The organism is Agrococcus beijingensis (assembly GCF_030758955.1).
In the GTDB taxonomy this organism is placed as follows: Bacteria; Actinomycetota; Actinomycetes; order Actinomycetales; family Microbacteriaceae; genus Agrococcus; species Agrococcus beijingensis.
The window spans coordinates 2,491,089-2,510,712 of the sequence record NZ_CP132360.1 but is presented as its reverse complement, the minus strand read 5'-3'; the positions used below and the strand labels follow the sequence as shown (position 1 = coordinate 2,510,712).

The window sequence follows — 19,624 nt, the reverse complement described above, 5'->3', positions numbered from 1 at the left end:
GATGGTCGCCCAGACCCCGATCAAGACCGTGCAAGCCGCCGCCGCGATCGCGGCGGAGTCACCCGAGCCCGACACCGATCGCCGCAAGCGGCGGAAGTGGTTCGGCGACGCCCGCGGCCAGGCGCTGACGCCCATGGGGTGGGTCGGCCAGATCGTGCGGTGGGTGCTGCTGCTGCTCTTCGCGGCGCTGTTCATGTATCCGCTGGCTTGGCTGGTGGCGGCGAGCCTGAAGCCCCGTGGCGAGGTCTTCGACAACAAGCTGATCCCCGACACGATCATGCCGGAGAACTATGCGGTGGCGTTCGACGAGATGCCGCTCGCGAACTGGATCGGCAACAGCATCTGGATCGCTGTGCTCGCCGCCGTGCTCGTCGCGGTGTCGAGCTCGCTGGTCGCCTTCGGCTTCGCCTACTACCGGTTCCCGGGCCGCGGGGTGCTGTTCGGCATCGTGCTGGCGACGATGATGCTCCCCGGTGCCGTGACGCTCGTGCCGCAGTACCTGATCTGGAACCAGCTCGGCTTCGTGGGCACCAACGTGCCGCTCTGGGGTGCGAACCTCTTCGGCTCGGCGTTCTACATCTTCCTGCAGCGGCAGTTCTTCCTCGGCCTGCCGCGCGAGCTGTTCGAGGCGGCGAAGCTCGACGGTGTGAGCGCGTGGGGCCAGTTCTGGCGCATCGCGATGCCGCTGTCGGTGCCGTCGTTCGTGATCATCCTGCTGTTCGAGTTCCAGGCGAGCTGGAACAACCTGCAGGCCGCGCTGATCTACCTGAACACCGGCTCGCAGGAGGGGTACACGGTGCCGCTCGGCATCGCCAGCGCCATGACGAAGTACAGCCCCACCAACGGCGGTCAGGGCGACTACCAGTACGTCATGGTCGCCGCGGTGCTCGTGACGATCCCCATGCTGATCCTGTTCGCCTTCGGTCAGAAGTCGTTCATCACCGGCATCGCCACCACCGGTCGCAAGGGCTGACCGACGCGGCAGCCACGAAGGAGGGGGTGCCCGGTCGGGCACCCCCTCCTTCGCGCTCCCGACCGTTAGCTGCCGCCGCCGACCACCTGGTCGTGCGCGCGCATCGCAGCCTCCTGGGCCTGCGCCAGCGCGTCAGCCGGGTCGGCCTCGCCCAGCAGGGCGGAGGTCACCGCGTTCTGCAGCTCCGACTGGATCTGCTGGCCCGCCGGCGATGCCCCGAACGACTGGCCCTCGGCGGCCACTTCGTAGTAGGTGCTGATGGCCTCGTCGAAGCCGGCGAATCCGGCCGCGTCGGTGAACTGGTCGCGCAGGTCGGTGTCGACCTCCGGCGAGCCGGTGAAGAGGCCCGTGTTGATGCCTTGGCGATCCGGGTCGTTCGCCGTGGTCTCGGCGCGCGCCTCACCGGCGGCCTGCCAGGCCTCCGGCGAGGTCAGCTCCAGCGCCCAGGCGCAGCCCGCCGACGGGTTCTGCGCATTCGTCGGGATGACGAACGAGGAGCCCGACGCTGCGGTGATCGGCTCGCCGTCCTGCGTCATCATCGGCACCGCGCTGATCTCGATCTCGCCGGCATACGGCGTCAGCACGTTGGGGTACCACTGGTCCCAGATCGCTGCGCCGACGAGGTCGTTCGAGTAGGCGTTGCCGTCGCCGAAGACGTCGAACGAGTCGAGGAAGCTCTTGACGTTGGCGTAGCCGCCCTGCGCGTCGTAGACCTGCTGCAGGAACTCCACCGCCTCGACGTTCTCGGCCCGATCCAGCGTCGGCAGGCCCTCCTCGTCGATGATGCCGCCGCCGAAGCTCATCATCCACAGCGCGGCCTTGGAGACGCCCTGCGGATCGAAGCCGAGCCGGGTGGGCGTGCTGCCCTCGAGCACCGTCATGCGCTCGACGGCCGAGAGCATCGCCTCCTGCTCGGCCGGGTTCAGCTCAGTGTCGCTCACGCCGGCCTCTGCCATCACGCGCTCGTTCAGCAGGATGGCGGGCGGCTGGTAGAACTGCGGCACCGCCCAGATCTGGTCGTTCCAGCTCACGTCGTCGACGACCTGCTCGTACCAGCGCTCGCCGGGATCGACATCGTGCGCCTCGAAGCACGCCTCGAGCGGCATGATCAGGCCCTGCGCGGCGTAGGTCGCGACGAAGTTGCGATCCATCTGCACGACGTCGGGCACCTGGCCCGACGCTGCGAGGGTGGTGAACTTCTGCGCGTCGAACGAGGTCGGGTCGAGCTCGACGGTCGTGTCCGACTCGCCCAGCACCCCCTCGGCGAGGTCGAGCCGCGACTGGCCGACGTCGTCGGCGTTCTCGAAGCCCCACGCGGCCATCGTGCCGGAGTACTCGGCCGAGAACTCCGCGGCCCCGGGATCGCTGCCGCCGCCGCCGCACGCGGACAGCGCGAGGGCTCCCGCGACTGCTGCCGTCGCGGCGGGAAAGCGCCGAACCGAACTCTTGCTCCTCATGGTCCTGCCTCTACGTCTTCCAGGACGGCGGACGCCGGTGTCCGCCGCGCGATTGGGCGCAAAGTACACCCTGGAGCCGTGAACATGGCGGGCGATGCGCGTGCACGGCCTCGAGCGGCTCCGCGATCGAACGCTGGGCGACCGCTCATGCCCGGCGACTGCGCTCGTACTCTCCACTCTCCGACCGTTCGACGAGCCCCTGCTCGACGAACGCGTCGAGCCATCCGCGCATCGGCCAGGTGCCCCAGCGACGGTGGAAGAGCGCGCTGTTGCGCAGGATGGCGTCGACGTGGTGCACCGGCGGATCCTCGACCGGGTGATGCTGGTGGAACGCGCGCGTCGCCGACCCAGGCCATCGGGATGCGGAGCGAGCGCGCCGTCCACGCGAAGTCGGTGTCCTCGCCGCCGTAGCCGACGTAGCCCTCGTGGAACCCGCCGATGCGGCGCCACAGATCGGCGCTGAGCGCGAACGACAGCGACCAGAAGAGGTCGTGCGAGCCGCCCAGCTCGACCTCGCCCGGCGCGGGCGCCGGCCGTGCGGTGTGGGGCCGGTCGAGCGCGGCGAGTCCCTCGAGGCAGTAGCCGCCCTCGGGCGGCGGGTCGAGGTAGGTCACGGGCCCCGACAGCAGCCGGTCGCGCGTCGGGGCGGCGCTCGCGGCAGCGGCGTACGCGTCGACCAGCGTCGGTGCGGGGAGGCAGTCGACGTCGAGGAACACCAGCACGTCGGCTCCGCGGGCGAGCGCCGCCTCTGCGCCCACGTTGCGGGCGCGCGCGAGCGGCAGCGCGTGCTCGTCGCTGTCGGTCTCCACCACCTGCACGGCGCCGGCCCGGCGCTCGCGGTGCGCCAGCGCGGCATCATCCATCGTGACGAGGATGCGGTCGTCGGGGCGTCGGGAGGAGCGCTCGATCGCCGCGCACTGCAGCGCCCAGTGGTCGTGCCGACCGTGCGCGATGGTGATGACGGCGACGCGGCTCACGTCGACGCCGCCCGGTCGGCGGTGGCGGCGATGATGGCGGCCGCCCGATGCGCGCCCCCGCCGTCGTTCCAGGCCTGCCAGTCGCCGCCGTCGAGCTCGTCGGCCGCGTGCAGCAGCCCCGGCCAGCCGATGGTCGGCCAGCGCGGCACGACCGTCGTGGGCCAGCGCGCATCGGCCAGCACGGCGGCCGTGCGCAGCTGCTCGTCGTGCGGCCGCGGCTGCGGGATCACGATCGCCGGTCGGCGGGCTGCTGCCACCTCGGCGATCGCGCTCTCGCCCGCGTGCGTGACGACGACGGATGCGTCGACGAGGGTCGCCCACGGATCCTCCGTCCAGGACCCGTTCGCGCCGAGGTGCGTCCACGCCCAGCCGGGCGTCGCGTCGCGGGCGCGACCGACCGCATCCGCCGTGAACGTGTCGCCGCCGGCACCGCCGAGCACGACGACGCGGCGTGCTCCGCCCCGACGCACGCCCCCCTCGGGTTCGGGCCCGGCGACCGGCGCGAAGCGCGAGATCGCGCCGACGGCGTGCAGCCGCCCGCCCAGGTCGGGCAGGCCATCCGCCATGCCCGTGGCCTGCGGCGGCCAGGCGCCGATGACGGCGTCGGCGAGCGCGAAGCCGAGCTCGTGCGCCGCGTCGGTGCGCTGGCCGGGCATGGCGATCGTGACCACGGGCACCCCGTGCAGCCGCGCCAGGAGCCCGACCTCGACCGAGACGTCGACGACGAGCGCCCGCGGCCGCCGCTCGTCGATCCAGCCGGCGATGCGCGCCATGCGGGTGCGCAGGCCCGCGTGGCCGAGGGGTGCCCAGTGCAGCCGACCGTGCCCCTCTGCGTCGACGGGCGACTCGGCCCCGTCTGCGGGCAGCCGCAGCCAGTCGCCTCGCCACTCGGCCGGCGGGGCAAGGCTCGAGAGCCCGGTGACGGGCTGCTCGAGCTCTGCCGCGATCGCCAGCGCCCGCGAGAGGTGGCCCCGCCCGCGGTGGTGGATGTAGTAGCCGATCACGCCGCGCGCCGCTCATCCGTCAGTGCCGCGTAGGAGCGCTCGTACCCGTCGATCATCGCCTCGATCGAGCAGTGCGCCACCGCGTGCTCCCGGGTCTCCGCGCGTGAGAGCGTGCTGGCCTCCAGCATCGCGCGCGCCAGCTCGGCCGGGTCCTCCGAATCGCACAGGCGCCCGCTCTCGGCCGAGATCACCTCGCGCAGCCCGCCCCGGGCGACCGCGGCCACGGGGGTGCCCGTCGCCATCGACTCGGCCGCGACGAGTCCGTAGGGCTCGTCCCACGAGGGGGTCACCACGGTGACGGATGCCCCGCCCACGTGACGCGCGAGGGCGTCGGAGCCGAGGTGGCCCAGGTAGCGGATGCGCGGGCCGAGGTGCGGTGCGACCTCGGCCTCGAAGTAGGCGTCGTCGAGGATGGGCCCGGCGAGATCGAGCGGCATGTCGGCATGCAGCGCGGCCCGGATCGCCACGTGCGGGGCCTTCTCGGGCACGAGTCGGCCGAACCAGATGGCGGGTCCGCCGCCGGGGCCGGCCGCCCAGCGCGTCGTGTCGATGCCGTTCATGATCACCGAGGCGCGCACGGAGCCGCGCCACTGCTGCGCCGTGTAGGCGCTCACCGCCACGAAGCGCGAGCGGTCTGCGGCGAAGCGCACCGCCGACTCGAGCCACGGCGTCGGCGGCGTGTGGAGGGTGGTGAGCATCGGCACGCCGATGGCGCTCGACATGGCCACGGGCAGGTGATGGAGGGAGTTGTTGTGCACGACGTCGAAGCGTGCGGCGCCGGTGGCGGCGAGGTCGAGGCACAGCCCGAGATAGGCGTGGTGCTCACGCATCCACTGCACCGGCGGTGCGGCGAGGTCGCGACGCGCGCCGTGCGAGGGCTCGAAGGGCTCGGCCGTCAGCAGCTGGGCGCCGAGGGCGGGATCGGAGCCGTGCCCCGCGAACAGGGTGACCGAGTGCCCGCGAGCCTGCAGCGCGCGGGTGAGGGTGTGGGTGGGCGCCTCCACGCCGCCCACGAACGGCTCCGAGACCGGGAACCTGCTCGAGGCGATGAGGCAGATGCGCAGGCCGCTCATCGCAGTACCGCCTCGTAGAGCTCGGCGTGCGCGCGGGCGATCGCGTCGCGCTGTGCGGCGCGCTCTCCGACGCTCAAGGGCTCGGGGGATGCGGCGGCGTAGGCCCGGTGCACCGCCGAGCGGAGCGACTCGGGGTCGAAGTCGTCGTCGTGGTTGCGGTACTCGAAGACCGGCCCCTGCTCGCGGTAGTAGCCGCAGTCTGGCGCGATCACGGCGGTGCCGAGGTCGCGGCAGGCTTCCAGCCACCCCGAGTGGGTGCCGAAGCGGTAGGGCAGCACCGAGACGTCGAGCGCCGCGAGGTAGGCCCAGAGCGCGTCGTCATCGAGGAAGTCGTGCACGTGCAGCTCGAGCAGGCCCGCAGCGGCGGCGCCGTCCAGGAACTCGGCGAGCGGTCGGTCGTAGCGCTCGCCGGCGGCGTGCAGCACGTCGGTGTGCCCGTTGACCTGCAGCACCGCGCCGGGCAGCTCGGCCACGATCTCGGTCAGCGCGCGCAGCACCGGCAGCGGGTTCATGCTCGCGCGCAGGCTCTTCACGTGCACGCCGATGCGCAGCGGGTCGCCGTGGCGGCGGCGCGGCCGCGTGGCCGCCACGCGGGCCATGGTCGCGAGGTCGACCACGTGCGGGTGGGGGAGCACGCGCGCCTCGGCGCCCCAGCGGCTGCGGATCTCGGCCGCGGCGCCCTCCGTGAGCGTGACGAGCGCGTCGGCGGCGGGGATGAGCACGTCGAGCTGCGCGTCGTGCGCGTGCCGGGTGTCGTGGTGCGGGTTGCGCAGGTCGTGGACCGTGTAGACGAGCGGCCGCGCGGTCTGCCGCAGCGCATCCACCAGCTCCTGCAGCTGCGCCGGCGTGCGGGCGTCGAAGCCGAACTGCAGGTGCATCACGTCGAACCCGGGGTGCGTGAGCACCCACTCGGGCTCGAGCATCGTCGGCGGCCACCACTTGGCGCCGGCCGGGCGGTCGGGGGAATCGGGGTCGGGGTCGAGCAGCCGCTCGATCGCCGGCGGCCCATCGAGGGCGGCGGTCGGGGTGATGTGCTGCACGTACACGTGCGAAGCAGGCACCGACGCCACGACGATCGTGCGGCGGCGGTCGGCAGCAGCCCGGGATGCCCCCGCGGCCGGATGGGCGCTGGGCGGCGGTTGGGCGCTCCCCGCAGCGGATCTCCCGTTGCAGACGCATGTCTCCGGAGTATGCACGCGGAGGCTGAGGATTCGGGGGACAAGCGGATCCGGGCCGGGCGCGATGCCGCCCCGGTCTTCTAGGCTCGCCCCATGCGACCGCCCACAGGACAGCAGTTCACGATCTCCCGCGACGTCGACGGCAGGCGGATGCGCGCCGCGATCACCGAGGTCGCGGCGGGCCTGCGCGAGCTCACGCTCGACGGCATCGACCTCGTGGAGCCCTTCGCCGAGGACGCGCGGCCCGCGAAGGCGCAGGGCATCGTGCTCGCGCCGTGGGGCGGCCGGGTCGCGGGCGGCGACTGGCAGCACGAGGGTGCGACCCAGCGGCTCGCGCTCACCGAGCGCGACAAGGGCAACGCCAGCCACGGCCTGCTGCGCTTCTCGCCCTACCGGCTGCTCGAGCAGACCGAGTCGAAGCTGCTGCTGCAGGCCACCATCCACCCCCAGTCCGGCTGGCCGTTCCTCATCGACACCTTCGTCGCGTACGAGCTCACCGACGACGGCCTCACCGTCACGCACGAGGCGATCAACGCGGGCACCGAGCGCGCCCCGTGGGCCGTCGGCGCGCATCCGTATCTCGCCGTCGGCGCCACGCCCGCCGAGCAGCTGACCCTCACCGTGCCCGCGGCGCGGGTGTTCAACGCGGTCGACCTGATCCCGACGGAGGAGACGCTCGTCGATGCGATGGATGCGTCGGCCCCCGACCTGCGCGCCGGCCGTCGCCTGGCGGAGCTCGACATCGACCACAACTACGCGGGACTGGAGTTCGTCGGCGGAGTGGCGACGTCGTCGCTCGTCGACGAGCGGGGGAGGGGGGTCGAGCTCTGGCAGGACGCGGCGTTCCCCTACGCGGTGGTGTTCACGCCGCGCGACTTCCCGTCGGTCGACGGCAACCGGCACGCGGTCGCCGTCGAGCCGATGAGCGCGCCGGCGAACGCGCTGAACTCGGGGAACGGGCTCGTCTGGCTCGAGCCGGGCGAGACCTGGCGCGGCCAGTGGGGCATCGCGCCGGTCGGCTTCTAGCACGCCGCCGCCTCCCAAGCGCTGCTCACTCGCCTCTCACTCGGCTCTCACGCCTGCTCGCTAGCGTCGGCGGCATGAACACCGATCCGAAGCTCCGCACTCCGCTGCTCCTCACGCTCGCCGCCGCCGGCACCATCGTGCTGGCGTCGTGCAGCTCGACCTCGCCCTCGGCGCCCGGCGGCACGGCCCCGAGCGGGCCCGCCGCGAGCACGTCGGCCTCGCCGGAGGCGACGGCAGGTGGCAGCGCGTCCGACGACGGCGTGGAGGGGGCGCTCGCAGCCATCGCCCTGGCCGAGAGCGAGACCGGCGCGGTCGCCTACGAGCTCGACGACCAGGACGATGACGCGTCATGGGAGGTCGAGCTCGCCGACGGCACCACGCAGGTGACCGTGCACGTCAGCGGCGATGGTGCCGCGGTGCTCGAGACCGAGCGCGACGACGAGGTCGACGGCGACGATCGCGCCGCCCTCGACGCGGCCGGCATCTCGCTCGCCGACGCCATCGAGGCCGCGGTCGCCGCGGCAGCAGGCGCGCCGCTTGCCGCGGCGACGCTCGAGGACGACGCCGACGGGCAGGCGTGGGAGGTCAAGTTCGACGACGAGCTCGAGGTCTATGTCTCGGTCGCCGACGGCTCGATCCTCCGCGTCGACTGACGGCCGGCCGACGGGCGGCGGTCTCCGACGGCGCGCGGGCACGGCGCGGCGCCATTCGCGCATGGGCGCTCGGGCGTCGAGGCTGCGGCTATAGTTGACCTGAGTACAAGAAGTCTGATCGGCGGGTGCCGCGAGTGACAGGAGCGGGACGAGTTGATGCATGCGAGCGGCACCGCGATCATCGAGCTCGCCGCCGTCACCAAGCGCTACCGCCGCGGTGACGGGCAGCGGGCGGCGCTCGACGCCGTCGATCTCACGATCGACCGCGGCGAGATCTTCGGCGTGATCGGCGAGAGCGGCGCGGGCAAGTCGACGCTGCTGCAGCTCCTCAACGGGCTCGCCACAGCCTCGGCGGGCACGGTCACGGTCGACGGCCGTGACGTGGGCGCGCTCGGCCGGCGCGGCCTGCGGGAGCTGCGGCGCGACATCGGCGTGGTGTTCCAGGGCATCCACCTGCTCAGCAACCGCACCGTGTCGGCCAACGTCGCCCTGCCCCTGCAGCTCGCGCCCCGCGCGACCCGGTTGTCGCGTGCGCAGCAGGCGCTCGCGGTCGAGGAGATCCTCGAGTTCGTCGGCCTCGGTCACCGCGCCGAGCGCTTCCCGGCGCAGCTGAGCGGCGGCGAGCGGCAGCGCGTCGGGCTCGCCCGCGCGCTCGTCGCCCGACCGGCGCTGCTGCTGTGCGACGAGCCCACCTCGTCGCTCGACACCACCACCACCGCCGAGGTGCTGCGCGTGCTGGCGAGGGCGCGCGACGAGCTCGGCACCACCGTGGTCGTCATCACGCACGACCTCGACGTCGTCAAGGCGATCTGCGATCGCGCGGCACTGCTCGAGCGCGGCGCGCTGCGCGAGGTGCTGACGGTGGCGAAGACCGACTTCCGGTCGCTGCCGAGCTATGCCGAGCAGGTGCGACGGGAGCTGCTGGAGTGACCTGGCTCACCGAACTGCTCGCCGAGTACGGCGGCGACATGCTCGAATCGCTCGCCGAGACGGGCTACATGCTCGTCGTCTCCCTCGCGGCCGCCGTGGTCATCGGCCTGCCGCTGGGCATGACGGTCTTCCTGACGCAGCGCGGGGGCATCGCCGAGCACCGGCCCGTCTGGTCGATCGCGAACCTCTACATCAACGTGGTGCGCTCGTTCCCGTTCCTGCTCCTGGTGGTGTTCCTCATCCCCTTCACCCGGGCCGTGATGGGCACGAGCTTCGGCACGCAGGCGGCGACGCTGCCGCTGTGCTTCGTCGCGGTCGCGATCTACGCGCGGCTGGTCGAGCAGATCCTGCGCGAGATCCCGCCCGGCATCTCGCTGGTGGCGCTCTCGATGGGGGCGACGCTGCCGCAGGCGGTCTTCCGGGTGCTGCTGCCCGAGGCGCGATCGGGCCTGCTCTACGCGCTCACCTCAGCGGCGATCAGCCTGCTGTCGTTCTCGACCGTGCTCGGCGTGGTCGGCGGCGGCGGCATCGGCGACTTCGCCATGCGCTACGGGTACCAGGAGTACAACGACGCGCTCATGTACCTCACCATCGCCGTCATCGTCGTGTTCGTGCTCGCGATCCAGGCCGTCGGGCACCGCATCTCGGTGCGCCTCGACCACCGCTGACCCGCCCCGCCGCACTGCGGCCCCAAGCCCCTCCAGAGACAAGGAACCACCATGCGACTCACCTCGACCCGCGCCCTCGCGCCCGCCCTCGCCGCAGCGCTGCTGCTCACCGGCTGCGCCGCGCAGCCCGCACCGGGCGCCGCCCAGCCCAGCGGCGCGCCCGCCGAGACGGTCACCATCGAGGTCGCCGCCGTCACCGCTCCGATGACCGACGTCGTGCTGGCCGCGGCCGACGCGATCGGCGAGGGCTACGAGATCGAGCTGGTCGAGGTCTCCGACTACGTCACCGCGAACACGATCGTGAACGACGGCGACGTCGACGCCAACTTCTCGCAGCACGTGCCCTACATGGAGCTGTTCAACGAGGCGAACGACGGCACGCTGACCGCCGTGCAGCCGGTCTACAACTTCGTCATCGCCTTCTACTCGAAGACGCTCGACGACATCGCCGCCCTCCCGACCGGCGCGACCGTGGCGATCCCCGACGATGCGTCGAACACCGGCCGCGCGCTCAAGCTGCTCGCGAGCGAGGGCATCGTCACGCTCGATCCTGCCGTCGACCCCTACGCATCCACCGTCGACGACATCACGGAGAACCCGAAGGACCTCGAGTTCCTGCAGGTGCCGATCAGCTCGCTGAACGCCGCCTACGAGGAGGCCGACCTGGTCTTCCAGTGGCCGTCGCACATCGCCGCGCTGGGCCTCAACCCCGACGACGACGGGCTGATCACCGAGCTCGACGACACCTTCGCCCTGCACCTCGTGGTGCGTGGCGAGGAGGCCGACTCCGACGCCACGGCCGCGCTCATCGACGCCTTCTCGAGCGACGCGGTGCGCGAGGTGATCGAGGCGAACCCGACGATCGAGGTCGCGTTCGACTGAGCCGATGCGGCGGGCCCGCTGGGGCTCGAACCCACGACCAGCGGATGAAACAGTGCGGCGCTCTGCACGAGCAGATGGGTGGGCCTTCCCAAGCGATTCTCAAACAAGCGCCCGGCGCTGAGATCGTTGATTTCCTGTGTGCTCAGGGGTTCCGAGCGGCGCGTACCGAGGGGGCGAAGTCCTAAGAGGCACGATTCGCGAGGCGCGGTCGCGAAAAATCCGGCGAAGTCTCAAACACGATTGACCATCGAGCAGCGCATGGAACTGGTCGCGGACTATGAGGCTGGGATGCCCGTCCGAATCATCGCCGTGAAGTACGGCGTGCATCGCGGAACGGTTCCGGCCTTCGTCCTACGTTCTGGTGGACAGTTGCGGTCAACAGGGCTGAACAACGATCGCCGTGCGAGCGCGGCCATCCTCTACCGCGACGGGCACACGTTGCAGGAGGTCGCCGATCGTCTCGGCATCGACCCGAAGACCGTACGCAACGCCGTAGTTGCTGAAGGCGTAACCCTTCGTCCCCGAGGAAGGAGACCAACAACCTGAGACCAAGGGCAACAGGTTTGGATGCTGGGCTCGACACGCCGAAAGTCACAGTGACCGATTTCTGCGCAGTTCTAAAGCGCCAGTGCTAGGATTGAGGTGTCACCTAGCGTCAGGAGCGTCGATGAACGAGTTGCCCGAACCTTCTCCGTGGTTCAACCGTCACTTCGGAGAGCACAGCCAGAGTGTGATGCTTGCGCTCGCTAAGGCCGGTCGTGCAGCTCACGAGCGCTCCCTCGACGCCAAGACCGGAAGCCAACTGGCCTCGAACGAGGCATACGGCTCGTTTTGGGTGATCTTGCCTGAGGAGGTATCGGCTCACCTTGCATTCCTGCCTGGGCGCGAGGTGATCCGGCCGACAGGCAGCCGTTACGACCTGGTGGTTTTCGATGGCACCTTGATCTTTCCGGCCAAGTGTGGACGTGGATCGTCCGGCGCTGACCGAATTAGGCTAGGCCGCTCGGATTTCCGTCGCCGAGTTTTCTCCCTTGAAGACGACGCTAGCCGCAACATGCAGGAACAGTTGGAGTTCGAACTAGAACTAGGTGGTGACCTAGACGCCTCTGTCAAGGATGGTTCCTTCGGCTCCGCTACGCGGGCCTCCCTCGTTGCCTACGACGTGTCCGCTCGTGGCGGGCTCCAGCACGTCTATGTCGGCGAGGCGACTCTTGAATCATCCGGGCTCGTCACCTGGCACTATCGCGAAGAGTTGATGCTGCACCTGCTCGATGGAGAAGGAGTTGCCCTGGTTGGCCTTGGCGAGCCTTCCTCGGCACGATTCGATGACGCACCTCTTCCTGAGAGTGACCTAACGCTTCTGAAGCCGGGCGAACTGCCGAGTGCCAACGTGGAGACCGAGGGCGTCCCTGACACGGGAACTGGGGGTGCATCAGATGATCTCCCGTGATTCGAGCAGACCGGTCGCGCCCCCCACTGATCTCGACATCGCAAAGACCTTCGATGGTGACCGTCTGCGGCAAGCTCGACAACTCGCGTTGCGCACGAAGCAGAGTCTCGCAGAACCACTTGGCGTCTCGGCAGCCGCTATTGGGCAATATGAATCCGGCGCCACGCCACCCCGCGCGGAACTCATCCCGCTTCTAGCCCGAGAACTTGACGTTCCGCGAGAGTTCTTCGCCGCCGGTCGGCCGCTCGCTCGGCTTGAGACAGCCGATGCCTTCTTCCGGAGCCTTCGAGCCACGACGGCGAAACAGCGCGCCAAGGCAGTGTCCTATACGGAGCAACTGTGGGAGTTGGTTCATGCAGTCGAGAAGCACGTCCGCTTGCCACCCGTGAACCTGCCCGGCTTCGTTGGCGGTGAGGTAGAACCTGGTGTATTCCCAAACGACCCAACAGCGGCCGCGCGGGCACTACGCAAGGCATGGAGGCTAGGCGCGGAACCGATCCCGCATCTCGTGCGCACCATCGAGAATCAGGGCATCGTCGCAGTCTTGGTCCCCTTCGCCGAAGACGAAGTTGCCCGCATCGACGCGTTCTCCACACTTTCGCTGTCGCGACCGATCATCGTCCTGTCACCTGACCGTGCGAACGACATCTATCGACACCGCTTCACCGCTGCACACGAACTCGGACACCTCGTCATGCATGGCGAACTCGCCGGCGGTGACCCCGCATTGGAACGAGAAGCGGACCGATTCGCCGCCGAGTTCCTGACACCAAGTTTGGTGATCCAAGACCTACTCCCTCGGCGGATCGACTTTCGAAAGCTGAACCAGTTGAGCGAACAATGGGGGGTATCCATCAAGTCCCTCATCTACAGGAGCAGAGAGGTCGGCCTGCTATCCGACGCCACCGCTCGGCGCGCATACATTCAGCTGAACCAGCTCTCAGAGCAAGGTGTGATCGCAACCCAGCCCGTTTACCAGTTTCCCGGTGAGGTTCCTTCGCTCCTTCGCCGCGCCGTCGAGATGGCCGAAGCAAACGGCGTCACCATCGCATCCTTGGCTCAGGAACTCGCCTGGAAACCAGCCCAAGTCCGCCGCATGCTCGGCGACGCAGACGAGCGGCCAACTCTAAGACTAGTTTGATTCAGCTCATCGACCCAGGACCGTCGATCTATCTACATCTTTCCGCAGCCCTACCCAGTTCCAGATTTAAAGAGGAAACAATGAGTTACCGCAATAAAACCTATGTCGCTTTCGCCAGCGAGGACATCGGCAAGTACCGTCTGATGGAAGCATGGAAAGCAAATCCCAACTTCGACTTCAATTTCTATGATGCTCACACCCTGTACGTTTCGCGCGATACGAGCCAGCCTGAAACGATCAAGCGTAATCTGCGCGAACGAATGAAGAACGCCAAACAGGTGGTTCTTCTCGGCAGTGGTGACGCTAGACGAAAAGGCGGAGACGGTGTCTCGTTTCTCGCGCATGAGATTAAGGTGATGATGGAGTTCAATCTTCCGGTGGTCATCGCGAATCTTGATAGTGGTCGTACCGTCAACAAGAACTTCATACCGGCACCGCTATTGAACGCAAACTGTTACACGGTGTCAGTGTCGTTCCAGCCTAAGATCATCAAGCATGCGCTTGACGACTACGCAGTCCAGTTTGGAACCAGCAATAATTCGGGACCGCACCAGTATCCGTCCGGAACTTACGCGACGCTCGGCCTATAGATGAGAGACCTTGCACACGATCTGCGCACGTGGCGCTTCTGGCGTTGGTTCCTCATCCAAACGTTCTCCGCAGTCGGAGTTCTTGCGGTTCTGCTCGAACTGACCAACTTCATCTTCGGGAGTCTTCCGATCGAGGGGTGGCCGCTCGCCATCATCATTGCTGTCGTTTCGATCGGGTACGGACTTGTCCGTGCTTGGCCGCGCCCCATCCGGCAGGACTACAACTCACCGAACACGATGATTGAGATTGTGAAGGGCGATTTGTTCGCGCAGGACAGCAACATCGTGGTGGGTACCTGCGACACGTTCGATACGTCCGTTCCTAACATCATCGCGAAGAACAGCGTTCAAGGTCAGGCGCTCGAACGCCTCTACGGTGGCGATACGGATCAACTGGACCGCGAACTCGCCGCGGCGTTGCAGGGCAAGACGGTAAAGGCGACGATCCAGAAGCACGGGAAGACTGAGAAGTACGGCGTTGGGGCCGTGGCCACGCTTCGAAACGGTTCTCACCGCCTCTACTTCTTGGCGTACAGCGAGATGAACGAGGCTAACGAAGCACAGAGCACGCCGGATGGGATCTGGCGAAGTCTTGCGTCGTTGTGGGAAGAGGTCTCGCGGACCGCGAACGGAACTGCGGTAGCTGTCCCCGTCATCGGCGGAGGACAGTCCCGGTTGTCACAGGTCATGCCGGCGCAAGACTCGATCCGCTTTATCGTGATGTCCTTCATGTTCGCGTCGCGAACGAAGAAGGTGTGCGATCAGCTGCGAATAGTGGTGCATCCGAGGGATTTCGATCGCCTGGACAGGCTCGAACTCCAAGCGTTCCTGTCATCGATGAGGCCGTCGTGAGTGAGTCAGCTATTCGGCTTCCTGACGCGCAGCCGTGCGCGTTCTGCAGTAGTGCCCCATAAAGTGGTGTAGCCGCTCGGTGGCTGGACCTATCAAGTGAGACCTATGTCATGAACCCAGACACCTCCAGGGGCACAACCCCACGGCTCGTTCCGTGAATCGGCGCTGAGACGACGAACGCGCTTCGCCGCGACTGCAGAAGGGACTGGATGAGCACCGCACACGAGCCGCCACCCCGAGATCAGACCGATTCCGGTAGCGCCGACGGGCGCGCGCCGGCGATGCCTCGCTGGGTGAAGGTGTCGGTGATCGTCCTCGGCATCGTCGTGCTCGTCGCGGCAGCCGTGATGCTGCTCAGTGGCGGCGATCATGGGCCCGGTCGGCACCTCGGTGAGGGCGCCGCGCCCGCGACTTCTGCTCTGGAGCTCGCTCGGGTGTGAGACGCTCCCCGGCCCTGCGAAAAACGCTGCTCATCGTCCACATCGCGACCTCGATGGGCTGGTTCGGGGCGCTGCTCGCGTACCTCGCATTCGACATCGCAGCGACCTTCGGGCATTCGATTGCATCAGTGCGCGTCTCGTATGCTGCGATGGAGTTCTTGGCGACCGCGGTGATCGTGCCCCTCGCGATTGCCACGGTGCTGGTGGGCGCCCTTCTGGCGCTCAGTTCGAAGTGGGGCCTCGCGAGACACTACTGGGTCCTGGCGAAACTCGTGCTGACGGGCTTCGCGGTGATCGTGCTGCTGTTCGAGGTGTCCACAGTGCGTGCGCTCTCTGCGGCCGCGCTCTCGAGCGCCGACATACGAGAGCTGCCGGGCACGCTGCCGCATTCCATCGGTGGGCTCGTGGTGCTGGCGGCGGCCCTGGTGTTGTCGGTCGTCAAGCCCCGGGGGCTGACGCCGCATGGCTGGAGACGAAACCAGGCTCAGGAGTCGGCGCGCTGAGCGTGCAGCAGAGGGCCGACGGTGCCGGCCGCGACGAGGCCGCGCCGAACTGAACCCCCCATGTCTTCTCCGATCACATCGTCAGCGGACTGACGCGTACTTGGCCGGATCGGCATCGAACAGCGGCCCGCAGGCGGCGCAGCACAGGTAATAGCGCTGACCTTCGTAGTCGCGCACCAGACCGGCGTCCTCGGCATCCGCCTTGCTGATCGTGCTGCCCGGCATCACCGGGCACTCCGCGGCGCCATCGGAGGGCGGAGGGGCGCTGAGGCCATGCCCATGGCCGTGCCCGTCTGCGTGCTGCTGGTCGCCGTGGTCGTGGCCGCGGGCATGGCTGGAGTGCGCTTCGCACATGACTGAACCTTTCCGTGGATGTATACCCCCGGGGGGTATTTTGGAAGTCTACACTCGGTGCAGCGCGGTCATGTCAGCAGGGGCTGCCATGTCTGTCCGCGGTCGCTCGTGCGCTGGAGACCCGATGCCCCGGCGACGACGACATCGCCATCAGGCAGCTGTGTGAGCGCGAAGATCTGCTCCGGAGTCGTCCCGCCTGCGTTCCAGCGCTCGTCGGGGCCGGACTGCCACAACGCGCCCTGCTGGTCTACGCCGACGACGGCGTCGCCGGAGCCACCCAGCAGCACGAGCGCCGGAGCGCCGGAGACCGGCTCGAAGGTGCCGCCTCCGTCCAGGCTTCTGGAGAGCCCGGCGAAGCTCGTCATCAGCAGGCCCTGATCTGTGGCGAGCAGATCGTATGCATCGGTGGCTGCCCCTTCGCGCCAGGTGCTGCCCATGTCTTCGCTGATGTACAACTGCGCGGCGTGCGATCCGATGATCGTCTGGGCCTCGGGGTCGTAGGTCAATGCGTGGAAGTCAGCCACGCCCTCGAGCGACACGGCATCCCAGCTCTCGCCGTGGTCGTCGCTGCGGATGAGCCCGACGTTGGGACCGCGGAGCTCCTGGGCTCCGGATGTGCCGGGGTGGCCCGAAGCGAGGAGCGCCTCGTCGGCGACCGTGAGCCCCATGAGGTCGATCCTCTGGTTGCCGACGGGACCACTTACCTCCCCGTCGGTCAAGTCGACAGTGAACAACCCGTCGTGCGTCGAGACGAGCAACGACTGCCCGTCCGCGGTGGTTGCCAGCTCGTGCACGTGGTTGTCGTCGGTGAGGGATGCGGAGGGAGCAAGGGCGGCGCAGGACGCAAGTGCGCCGATCGCGGTGCAGAGCGCGGCGGCCGCGAGCAGGCGGCGACCGATTCGAGGAGTCGTGTGCATGATCCGTTCTTCTGACGTCGAGGAGATTGATGCAGGCGCGGTTGCGCGGGGCGGCGAGTCTCGCCGCCCCGCGCAACGGATCAGAGCCCTGCCAGCAGCGATTCCATCTCGGCGATCTCTGCGGACTGGTCATCGATGATGCGCTGGGCCATCTCGAGCGCCTCGGCGTTCTGGCCCTCGGTCAGCTCGGTCTGCGACATCTCCACGGCGCCCTCGTGGTGCATGATCATCTGCTCGAGGAAGAGCCGTGACGCCTCGGGGCCGGGGGTCGCTTCCAGCAGTGCCATGTCGGATTCGGACATCATCCCGCTGTCGCCGCCGTGATCCATGCCGGCGTGCTCCGACGCGTCTGCGCCCCACTCAGCGAGCATCGCTTCGAGCGTCTGGATCTCGGGCTGCTGCGCCGCCCGGATCCGTTCTGCCAGTTCGGCGACGCCCTGGTCGACGTCGTCCTTCGCCAGGAGCATCTCGGACATCATGATCGCCTGCTGGTGATGCACGATCATGCCACTCGCGAATACGACGTCCGCTTGATTGAACGCTGCCTGCGCGGTCGCAGTCGCGGAGGGGGAGGGGCTTGCCGGCTCGCTGCTCAGCGCAGGGCCGGCGCTTGTCGCGCACCCGGTGAGCACGAGCGGGACGGCGATCGCGCTCACTGCGAGCGCACGGAACTTGAACGTCATGTTGGTTCTCTTTCAGTGTCGGAGGTTGGTTCGGTCGGTGATCGGCTGCACGGGTGCAGCCGAGCCGAGCGATCATGTCCGACTGATCGAGAGTTCTATGAGCGACGGCCCTGGCCTTGCGCGGGACGCGGCGGGTGCCGTGAGCTGCGGCGGCGCACCCTGCCGAATCGTCCATCGGACGCGGGTCGCGGCGAGGAGCACCGCGACGGCCAGCAGAGCAAGCGCACAGGTCACGACGATCAGACTGAGTTCTTCGCACGTCTCCATGCCGCATTCGAGCGCGATGGGACCCGGTTGCTCTGCTGTCGTCGTGTGGACGGCAGCAGGCGCGCTCGCATGCGAGGAGGAATGAGGTCCCCCGCCAAGGACATGCATGGCGAGGAGGCCCACGATGACGGCGGCCACGGCGACCGTCACGGCCAACACCGTGCGGGCGCGCGTCAGGCGACGCAGTGCGTCCATGGTCACCTCCTCCGATCTGCATCGGAGACGCTACCGGGTGAGCCTATGCGCCGCGCCAACGCCCCGCCATCGCGAACACTGACGGGCTCGTCGACGCCGGTACGGTGTCCTTGTGGCAGCGCGGGCGGAGAAGAAGCGTCGGGAGCGTGCCGTTGATGCGCAGGCACTGACGGTGGTGGTGTGCCGGGGCGGCGACTGCGGAAGCCGAGTGAAGCACCCCGGTGTAGACCATGTCGCGCTGCTCCGCGAGACGAAGGAGCTGGTCGCAGGGGCGGCGCGAGTCTTGCCGAGCAAGTGCTTGGATGCGTGCGAGTACTCGAACGTCGTCGTCGTGGTGCCTGGCGCCCAAGCACTCGAGAGCGAGCAGGTGTGGGTCAGCGATGTGAACGACTCCGACGTCAACACGGCGCTCTGCGAGTACGTTCGCTCGGGGGGACCGGGAGCGGCCGACGTGCCGATCGAGGTCGAGCTGCGGCAGTTCCATCCCTCGCGGCGAAGCCGTCAGGAACTCAACGTCGAGCGGTCGACACGGGGTCGCTGATCTCCCGGCGATCTTCCCAGGGATCGCCGCATCCGTCGATAGCCGCCGCAGCGGCGACGCAGCGACCAGCGAGAGCCCGCCCTCAGAACTCAGGGGGTGACGATCGCCGCAGCGGCGGGTTGGATGAGACGCACCACCGACCGACGCTCGAAGGAGAGAACCATGAGTCACCACGTGGAAGCCATGCTCGACACCTACCCGAAGGATCTCGGCGGCATCGACAAGCAAGTGCTCGCGGCTTGTATCGCGGCGTGCTTCGAGTGTGCGCAGACGTGCACCGCCTGCGCCGACGCCTGCCTGGCGGAGGACATGGTCGCTGAGCTCACCAATTGCATCCGCATCAATCTCGACTGCGCCGACGTGTGCGAGACGACGGCTCGGGTGCTCTCGCGCCGGACGGGTTACGACGCAAACACCGCTCGTGCAATCCTGGAGGCTTGCCGGACGGCGTGCGAGGCATGCGCGGATGAGTGCGAGCGGCACGCTGAGATGCACGAGCACTGCCGTGTGTGCGCCGAGGCCTGTCGGCGCTGCGAGCTCTCGTGCGCCAATCTGCTCGCCACGCTCAACTGACATCACAGCGCACCAGCATCTCGGCTCGCAGCGAGCTGTCCTGAGCCTCCTCGTGGCGACCGGTGCGCGTCCGCGGTGCAACCGCAGTCCCGCTGACGACGAACAGCCGTCGTGTGGGGTCGTACGTGGTCTTGACAGCGAATACCCTGCGGGGGTATACCTCGTGCGATGGAGAGATACCCCCCGGGGGTATCAAGTCAGGAGAGATCGTGAGCCATTCTGCACGTGCACGTGCCCGCGCACAGTGACGAACGCGGCCCGGGGCCTCGCCGGCCCGACCGTGACGTTCAGCGCCGA

24 protein-coding genes are annotated in these 19,624 nt (G+C 68.5%); 15 read left to right on the top strand and 9 right to left on the bottom strand.

Annotation, left to right across the window (positions count from 1 at the left end; genetic code table 11):
* Position 1: 1 nt before the first annotated feature.
* Positions 2-973: a carbohydrate ABC transporter permease gene (locus Q9250_RS12240; RefSeq protein WP_306232158.1), complete on the top strand. Its 972-nt coding sequence runs from the start codon at positions 2-4 to the stop codon at positions 971-973.
* 65 nt (positions 974-1,038) lie between these two features.
* Here the strand turns inward: Q9250_RS12240 and Q9250_RS12235 are convergent, their stop codons facing one another.
* The 5 genes from Q9250_RS12235 to Q9250_RS12215 are packed head-to-tail and all read right to left on the bottom strand — an operon-like array spanning position 1,039 to position 6,545.
* Entirely contained in the window at positions 1,039-2,430 is a 1,392-nt protein-coding gene (locus Q9250_RS12235) for an extracellular solute-binding protein (RefSeq protein WP_306232157.1), read from the bottom strand.
* Positions 2,427-3,407 (bottom strand): glycosyltransferase family 2 protein, encoded by a 981-nt coding sequence (locus Q9250_RS12230; RefSeq protein WP_306232156.1) that lies wholly within the window; start codon positions 3,405-3,407, stop codon positions 2,427-2,429. The genes Q9250_RS12235 and Q9250_RS12230 overlap by 4 nt, the downstream gene beginning before the upstream one ends.
* A complete protein-coding gene (locus Q9250_RS12225; protein ID WP_306232155.1) occupies positions 3,404-4,411 on the bottom strand; it encodes a glycosyltransferase in 1,008 nt (335 codons plus the stop codon). The genes Q9250_RS12230 and Q9250_RS12225 overlap by 4 nt, the downstream gene beginning before the upstream one ends.
* On the bottom strand, positions 4,408-5,484 hold the full coding sequence (locus Q9250_RS12220) for a glycosyltransferase (protein WP_306232154.1): 1,077 nt from the start codon (positions 5,482-5,484) through the stop codon (positions 4,408-4,410). The genes Q9250_RS12225 and Q9250_RS12220 overlap by 4 nt, the downstream gene beginning before the upstream one ends.
* Complete coding sequence (locus tag Q9250_RS12215) at positions 5,481-6,545, bottom strand: glycosyltransferase family protein (RefSeq protein WP_306232153.1); 1,065 nt, start codon at positions 6,543-6,545, stop codon at positions 5,481-5,483. The genes Q9250_RS12220 and Q9250_RS12215 overlap by 4 nt, the downstream gene beginning before the upstream one ends.
* A gap of 210 nt (positions 6,546-6,755) precedes the next feature.
* Between Q9250_RS12215 and Q9250_RS12210 the strand changes: the two genes are divergently transcribed.
* The 12 genes from Q9250_RS12210 (at position 6,756) to Q9250_RS12155 (ending at position 15,797) form a co-directional block, all read left to right on the top strand.
* Positions 6,756-7,688 (top strand): aldose 1-epimerase family protein, encoded by a 933-nt coding sequence (locus tag Q9250_RS12210; RefSeq protein ID WP_306232152.1) that lies wholly within the window; start codon positions 6,756-6,758, stop codon positions 7,686-7,688.
* A 74-nt stretch (positions 7,689-7,762) separates the two neighbouring features.
* Entirely contained in the window at positions 7,763-8,341 is a 579-nt protein-coding gene (locus tag Q9250_RS12205) for a PepSY domain-containing protein (RefSeq protein ID WP_306232151.1), read from the top strand.
* A gap of 156 nt (positions 8,342-8,497) precedes the next feature.
* Positions 8,498-9,271 (top strand): methionine ABC transporter ATP-binding protein, encoded by a 774-nt coding sequence (locus Q9250_RS12200; protein ID WP_306232150.1) that lies wholly within the window; start codon positions 8,498-8,500, stop codon positions 9,269-9,271.
* Positions 9,268-9,939, top strand: a complete 672-nt coding sequence (locus Q9250_RS12195) for a methionine ABC transporter permease (protein ID WP_306232149.1) — start codon at positions 9,268-9,270, stop codon at positions 9,937-9,939. Before Q9250_RS12200 ends, Q9250_RS12195 begins: the two co-directional genes overlap by 4 nt.
* A gap of 51 nt (positions 9,940-9,990) precedes the next feature.
* Positions 9,991-10,821, top strand: coding sequence for a MetQ/NlpA family ABC transporter substrate-binding protein (locus Q9250_RS12190; RefSeq protein ID WP_306232148.1), 831 nt, complete (start codon positions 9,991-9,993; stop codon positions 10,819-10,821).
* A 240-nt stretch (positions 10,822-11,061) separates the two neighbouring features.
* Complete coding sequence (locus Q9250_RS12185) at positions 11,062-11,367, top strand: helix-turn-helix domain-containing protein (RefSeq protein ID WP_306232147.1); 306 nt, start codon at positions 11,062-11,064, stop codon at positions 11,365-11,367.
* Positions 11,368-11,488: 121 nt separating this feature from the next.
* On the top strand, positions 11,489-12,271 hold the full coding sequence (locus tag Q9250_RS12180) for a hypothetical protein (protein WP_306232146.1): 783 nt from the start codon (positions 11,489-11,491) through the stop codon (positions 12,269-12,271).
* Positions 12,258-13,412 carry an XRE family transcriptional regulator gene (locus Q9250_RS12175; RefSeq protein WP_051137793.1) on the top strand — a complete coding sequence of 385 codons (1,155 nt, stop codon included), beginning with the start codon at positions 12,258-12,260 and terminating at the stop codon, positions 13,410-13,412. Before Q9250_RS12180 ends, Q9250_RS12175 begins: the two co-directional genes overlap by 14 nt.
* A gap of 80 nt (positions 13,413-13,492) precedes the next feature.
* Entirely contained in the window at positions 13,493-14,002 is a 510-nt protein-coding gene (locus Q9250_RS12170; protein WP_306232145.1) for a TIR domain-containing protein, read from the top strand.
* Positions 14,003-14,854: a macro domain-containing protein gene (locus tag Q9250_RS12165; RefSeq protein ID WP_024355919.1), complete on the top strand. Its 852-nt coding sequence runs from the start codon at positions 14,003-14,005 to the stop codon at positions 14,852-14,854.
* Between the two features lie 209 nt (positions 14,855-15,063).
* Positions 15,064-15,294 carry a hypothetical protein gene (locus Q9250_RS12160; RefSeq protein WP_306232144.1) on the top strand — a complete coding sequence of 77 codons (231 nt, stop codon included), beginning with the start codon at positions 15,064-15,066 and terminating at the stop codon, positions 15,292-15,294.
* Positions 15,295-15,347: 53 nt separating this feature from the next.
* Positions 15,348-15,797 carry a DUF2269 domain-containing protein gene (locus Q9250_RS12155; RefSeq protein WP_306232143.1) on the top strand — a complete coding sequence of 150 codons (450 nt, stop codon included), beginning with the start codon at positions 15,348-15,350 and terminating at the stop codon, positions 15,795-15,797.
* A gap of 81 nt (positions 15,798-15,878) precedes the next feature.
* On the opposite strand, the gene Q9250_RS12150 is transcribed toward Q9250_RS12155, so the two are convergent.
* The 4 genes from Q9250_RS12150 to Q9250_RS12135 all read right to left on the bottom strand — a co-directional run bounded on the left by Q9250_RS12150 (position 15,879) and on the right by Q9250_RS12135 (position 18,213).
* Positions 15,879-16,151, bottom strand: a complete 273-nt coding sequence (locus Q9250_RS12150; RefSeq protein ID WP_306232142.1) for a YHS domain-containing protein — start codon at positions 16,149-16,151, stop codon at positions 15,879-15,881.
* 68 nt (positions 16,152-16,219) lie between these two features.
* On the bottom strand, positions 16,220-17,068 hold the full coding sequence (locus Q9250_RS12145; protein WP_306232141.1) for a WD40/YVTN/BNR-like repeat-containing protein: 849 nt from the start codon (positions 17,066-17,068) through the stop codon (positions 16,220-16,222).
* 80 nt (positions 17,069-17,148) lie between these two features.
* On the bottom strand, positions 17,149-17,751 hold the full coding sequence (locus Q9250_RS12140; protein WP_306232140.1) for a DUF305 domain-containing protein: 603 nt from the start codon (positions 17,749-17,751) through the stop codon (positions 17,149-17,151).
* 72 nt (positions 17,752-17,823) lie between these two features.
* On the bottom strand, positions 17,824-18,213 hold the full coding sequence (locus Q9250_RS12135; RefSeq protein WP_306232139.1) for a DUF6153 family protein: 390 nt from the start codon (positions 18,211-18,213) through the stop codon (positions 17,824-17,826).
* A 112-nt stretch (positions 18,214-18,325) separates the two neighbouring features.
* Here Q9250_RS12135 and Q9250_RS12130 point away from each other — a divergent pair, with 112 nt between their 5' ends.
* Both Q9250_RS12130 and Q9250_RS12125 read left to right on the top strand, forming a co-directional pair.
* Positions 18,326-18,754 carry a hypothetical protein gene (locus tag Q9250_RS12130; protein WP_306232138.1) on the top strand — a complete coding sequence of 143 codons (429 nt, stop codon included), beginning with the start codon at positions 18,326-18,328 and terminating at the stop codon, positions 18,752-18,754.
* Between the two features lie 162 nt (positions 18,755-18,916).
* A complete protein-coding gene (locus tag Q9250_RS12125; protein ID WP_306232137.1) occupies positions 18,917-19,327 on the top strand; it encodes a four-helix bundle copper-binding protein in 411 nt (136 codons plus the stop codon).
* The last annotated feature ends 297 nt before the right edge of the window (positions 19,328-19,624 follow it).

What these genes read in the sequence shown, in the direction of transcription:
- Q9250_RS12240 (WP_306232158.1), top strand. Translation starts at nt 2, where the DNA reads ATGGTCGCCCAGACCCCGATCAAGACCGTGCAAGCCGCCGCCGCGATC.
- Q9250_RS12235 (WP_306232157.1), bottom strand. Translation starts at nt 2,430, where the DNA reads ATGAGGAGCAAGAGTTCGGTTCGGCGCTTTCCCGCCGCGACGGCAGCA.
- Q9250_RS12220 (WP_306232154.1), bottom strand. Translation starts at nt 5,484, where the DNA reads ATGAGCGGCCTGCGCATCTGCCTCATCGCCTCGAGCAGGTTCCCGGTC.
- Q9250_RS12210 (WP_306232152.1), top strand. Translation starts at nt 6,756, where the DNA reads ATGCGACCGCCCACAGGACAGCAGTTCACGATCTCCCGCGACGTCGAC.
- Q9250_RS12205 (WP_306232151.1), top strand. Translation starts at nt 7,763, where the DNA reads ATGAACACCGATCCGAAGCTCCGCACTCCGCTGCTCCTCACGCTCGCC.
- Q9250_RS12200 (WP_306232150.1), top strand. Translation starts at nt 8,498, where the DNA reads ATGCATGCGAGCGGCACCGCGATCATCGAGCTCGCCGCCGTCACCAAG.
- Q9250_RS12190 (WP_306232148.1), top strand. Translation starts at nt 9,991, where the DNA reads ATGCGACTCACCTCGACCCGCGCCCTCGCGCCCGCCCTCGCCGCAGCG.
- Q9250_RS12180 (WP_306232146.1), top strand. Translation starts at nt 11,489, where the DNA reads ATGAACGAGTTGCCCGAACCTTCTCCGTGGTTCAACCGTCACTTCGGA.
- Q9250_RS12175 (WP_051137793.1), top strand. Translation starts at nt 12,258, where the DNA reads ATGATCTCCCGTGATTCGAGCAGACCGGTCGCGCCCCCCACTGATCTC.
- Q9250_RS12170 (WP_306232145.1), top strand. Translation starts at nt 13,493, where the DNA reads ATGAGTTACCGCAATAAAACCTATGTCGCTTTCGCCAGCGAGGACATC.
- Q9250_RS12165 (WP_024355919.1), top strand. Translation starts at nt 14,003, where the DNA reads ATGAGAGACCTTGCACACGATCTGCGCACGTGGCGCTTCTGGCGTTGG.
- Q9250_RS12160 (WP_306232144.1), top strand. Translation starts at nt 15,064, where the DNA reads ATGAGCACCGCACACGAGCCGCCACCCCGAGATCAGACCGATTCCGGT.
- Q9250_RS12155 (WP_306232143.1), top strand. Translation starts at nt 15,348, where the DNA reads ATGGGCTGGTTCGGGGCGCTGCTCGCGTACCTCGCATTCGACATCGCA.
- Q9250_RS12150 (WP_306232142.1), bottom strand. Translation starts at nt 16,151, where the DNA reads ATGTGCGAAGCGCACTCCAGCCATGCCCGCGGCCACGACCACGGCGAC.
- Q9250_RS12145 (WP_306232141.1), bottom strand. Translation starts at nt 17,068, where the DNA reads ATGCACACGACTCCTCGAATCGGTCGCCGCCTGCTCGCGGCCGCCGCG.
- Q9250_RS12140 (WP_306232140.1), bottom strand. Translation starts at nt 17,751, where the DNA reads ATGACGTTCAAGTTCCGTGCGCTCGCAGTGAGCGCGATCGCCGTCCCG.
- Q9250_RS12135 (WP_306232139.1), bottom strand. Translation starts at nt 18,213, where the DNA reads ATGGACGCACTGCGTCGCCTGACGCGCGCCCGCACGGTGTTGGCCGTG.
- Q9250_RS12125 (WP_306232137.1), top strand. Translation starts at nt 18,917, where the DNA reads ATGAGTCACCACGTGGAAGCCATGCTCGACACCTACCCGAAGGATCTC.